The organism is Nocardiopsis lucentensis DSM 44048 (assembly GCF_000341125.1).
GTDB classification, from domain to species: Bacteria; Actinomycetota; Actinomycetes; order Streptosporangiales; family Streptosporangiaceae; genus Nocardiopsis; species Nocardiopsis lucentensis.
In genome coordinates this window covers 1-3,062 of record NZ_ANBC01000092.1, presented here as the reverse complement: position 1 = coordinate 3,062, position 3,062 = coordinate 1, and the positions used below count along the sequence as shown (strand labels likewise).

Below are 3,062 nucleotides of genomic sequence, written 5' to 3'. Positions count from 1 at the left end.
GCCGTAGCCGGCGGTGCCGGTCTTGTCGCCGACCGTCCAGTCGTCCGGGACGCCGGCCCTGATCACCGTGTCGCCCGTGACGTTGCGCCGGAGCATGTCGACCAGGACCTCCCGCCGTTCCTCCGGCAGGACGTCACCAAGCGCGTACGCGCGCAGGGTGGTGGCCATGGCGCGCGGCGTGCTGGTGTCGCGGATGTCGCCGGGCGCCGCCTCGTTCAGGCCGGGCTCGATCCGGTCGACGTGCGTGACGTCGTCGCCGACCTCCCGCAACTCCTCCTGGAGGCCGCTCGGCCCGCCCAGCTCGTCGAAGAGCAGGTTGGCGGCGGTGTTGTCGCTGTACCGGACGGCGGCGTCGCAGACCTCCAGGAGGGTCATCCCGGTGTCGAGGTTCTCCTTCGCGATCGGAGCGTACTCCTGGAGGTCCTCCTCCGCGTAGGTGACGACCCGTTCCAGGTCCTCGTCCGAACTCCGCCGCAGCACGGCGGCGGCCGAGAACGCCTTGTGGGTGGAGGCGTAGGCGAACCGGTCGTCGGCGTTGTGCGCGAGGGTCTCCCCGGTACCGGTGTCGACCGCGAAGACGCCGAGCCGGGCGTCGTAGCGCTCCTCCAACGCGGCGAACCGCTCCGCGTGCTCCCGCGAGGCCGCCGGGGCCGACGAGGGCGACTCGGTGGCCTGGGGAGCGGCTTCGCCGGTCGTCGCGCAGCCGACCAGCGGGACGAGGGCCACCGCGGCGGCCGCCGCGGTCCTGGCCAGACGTGAGAGGTGATGCGACATGGCTGTACGCCTTCCTTCCCCTGTGGTGGGGGTGTGCCGATGGACCAGGCCCCGCCGCCGACCGGCGGCGTCCCGAAGCGGACGCGCGTGCCGCGCGCACACGCCCGCCCCCTCCGGAGGGCCCGTGTCCGGCAGTCTCACCCGGGCCGGTGCATGCTGTCCAAGACACGAACGACGGCCTCCATGCGTTTACGGCATACTGTGCGGCCATGGACCTCGTCGGCGCCTGCCGCGCGTTCGTCAGCGTGAGTGACCGCGGCAGCTTCACCCTCGGCGCGGCGGCAGCGCGCATTCCCCAGCCCGTCGCCAGCCGCCGCGTCGCCGCCCTGGAACGGCACCTGGGCGCGCGGCTGTTCGACCGGTCCGCCCGCGGGGCCGCCCTGACCCAGTTCGGCCGGGACATGCTGCCGTCGGCCCGACGCCTGGTCGAACTGGCCGAGGCGATGGAGCACGACGCGGAACGCGCGCGGCTCGCCCCGGTCCGCCTCGCCGTCCCCGACCTGTGCCCCACGCGCGCCCTCGCCCGGCTGGACGCGGCCGCGCGGCGCCGAGGGCTGCACCTGGACTTCCACCCGGCGCCGCCGGAGCGGAGGGCGGAGCTGCTGCGCACCCAGCAGGTGCGGGCCGCGGTCACCGGGGTGCCCGAGGACGAGGCGCGGTGGACGGTGCCGCTGGGGCTGGCGGGTGCCGAGGAACCACAGACGAGAACGGTCTACCTGGAATCCCTGCGGACGGGCCGGGCGGAGCGATCGGCGCCCCGACGGGTGTGGCTCCAACCCGAGGACGACGTGCCGCACGTGCGCGACCGGATCCTCCGGGTGCGCGACACCGTCGGTCTGCGTCCGACACAGGTCACGGTCGCCTCCGCGCTGACCGCGGCCGTGGCGGAGGTGTTCGGGTCGCGGGACCTGCTCCTGTGCTCGCACGCCCAGGCCGCGGAGCTGGGCCTGCGCTGGCGGCCCCTCGGAGAGCCGCGGCTCGTACGCGGCTACGAGGTCGGGGCCGTGACCGGAGACGAGGCGGAGCGGATCCGCGGGACCCTGGGCGGGGACATCGCGCGCTGCCTGGGCGCCCGAGGAGCGGAGGAGGACGGCGGATGAACGACACGTCCCTGGTCAGGGAACTGCGCCAGGAGTTGGACGAGGGCGGCCTGCGCGGATCGTTCCTGGTGCGGGACCTGGCCTCCGGAAGGGAACTGGGGATCGAGCCCGACCTGGAGTACCCCACCTCCTCCGTGGTCAAGGTACCCCTGGCGATCGCCGTGCTGGAGCTGATCCGACGGGGCGGACTCAACGGCGCGGACCCGGTCGAGGTCCGCCCCGAGGACGTGGGCGTGACGGGGCCGTTCGGGCTCAGCCGCTTCCGGCACCCGATCCGGATCGCCGTCGAGGACCTGATCTACCTCAGCCTCTGCCTGAGCGACAACAAGGCGGCCAACCTGCTGTTCGAGCGGGTCCCGCCAGAGGAGGTGGCCCGCGTGCTCCGTGAGTTCGGGATCGGCGGCGTCACCGTCCGGCACGCGATCCGTGAGCTCCGGGAGACACCTGAGGACCACCTGGCCCCGGCCGACGCCCACCTCGCCCACGCGCTGGCGATCCGCGCGGGCACAGCCGGGCGCGGCCACCCGGTCCCCCAGCTCGACGTCACCCGGACCAACACCGCGTCGGCACGGGCCTGCGTCGACCTGCTGGCCGCGCTGTGGACCCCGTCGAGGATCCCGCCCCAGGTGACCGCGCGCGTACGTGAACTGATGGGCGCCAACATGCTGCGGCACCGATTGGCACCCGACTTCACCTCCGACTCGACGCGCTGGTCCTCCAAGACCGGGACGCTGCTCCACCTGCGCCACGAGATCGGCGTGGTGGAGCACGAGGACGGCCAGGCGTTCGCGGTGGCCGCCCTCACCGAGTCGCGGGTGTCGGCGGTCGTGCAACCGGAGGCCGACGCGCTCATGGCCCGGGTGGCGCGAGCGCTGCGCGACCACCTGCGCGGCGGGTAGCGGCCGGCCCTACAGCACGATCGTCCAGTGGGTCCAGAACGCCTGGCCCACCGCACCGACGATCACCAGCCCCCACACCGTGAGCACGACCGTGTGGTTGCGCGCCAGGGCCTCCGCCACGGGCCGGAGCCCGGCGGGCACCGGCAGGTGACCGGAACGGGTGTTGTGCAGGGTGACGTACCAGAACAGCGGGATGGTCACCGCCCACACCACCATGCAGTAGGGGCACAGGGCGCCGATGCGGTACAGGCTCTGGAAGATGAGCCAGTGCACGAGGGCGGCCCCGAAC

4 protein-coding genes are annotated in these 3,062 nt (G+C 73.7%); 2 read left to right on the top strand and 2 right to left on the bottom strand.

All coding sequences use genetic code 11. From position 1 onward, the window contains the following. On the bottom strand, nucleotides 1-774 hold a 774-nt coding region (gene bla, locus D471_RS0102930), incomplete at its 3' end, for a class A beta-lactamase (protein WP_017597241.1). Between the two features lie 209 nt (nucleotides 775-983). Here bla and D471_RS0102925 point away from each other — a divergent pair. Then, the gene (locus tag D471_RS0102925) at nucleotides 984-1,874 is read left to right on the top strand and encodes a LysR family transcriptional regulator (protein WP_017597240.1); all 891 of its coding nucleotides are present in this window, start codon (nucleotides 984-986) and stop codon (nucleotides 1,872-1,874) included. Beyond that, nucleotides 1,871-2,773 (top strand): serine hydrolase, encoded by a 903-nt coding sequence (locus D471_RS0102920; RefSeq protein WP_017597239.1) that lies wholly within the window; start codon nucleotides 1,871-1,873, stop codon nucleotides 2,771-2,773. Before D471_RS0102925 ends, D471_RS0102920 begins: the two co-directional genes overlap by 4 nt. 9 nt (nucleotides 2,774-2,782) lie before the next feature. Here the strand turns inward: D471_RS0102920 and D471_RS0102915 are convergent. After that, nucleotides 2,783-3,062, bottom strand: a 280-nt coding sequence (locus D471_RS0102915; RefSeq protein WP_017597238.1) for a vitamin K epoxide reductase family protein, incomplete at its 5' end; no start/stop codon positions are given.

What these genes read in the sequence shown, in the direction of transcription:
- D471_RS0102925 (WP_017597240.1), top strand. Translation starts at nt 984, where the DNA reads ATGGACCTCGTCGGCGCCTGCCGCGCGTTCGTCAGCGTGAGTGACCGC.
- D471_RS0102920 (WP_017597239.1), top strand. Translation starts at nt 1,871, where the DNA reads ATGAACGACACGTCCCTGGTCAGGGAACTGCGCCAGGAGTTGGACGAG.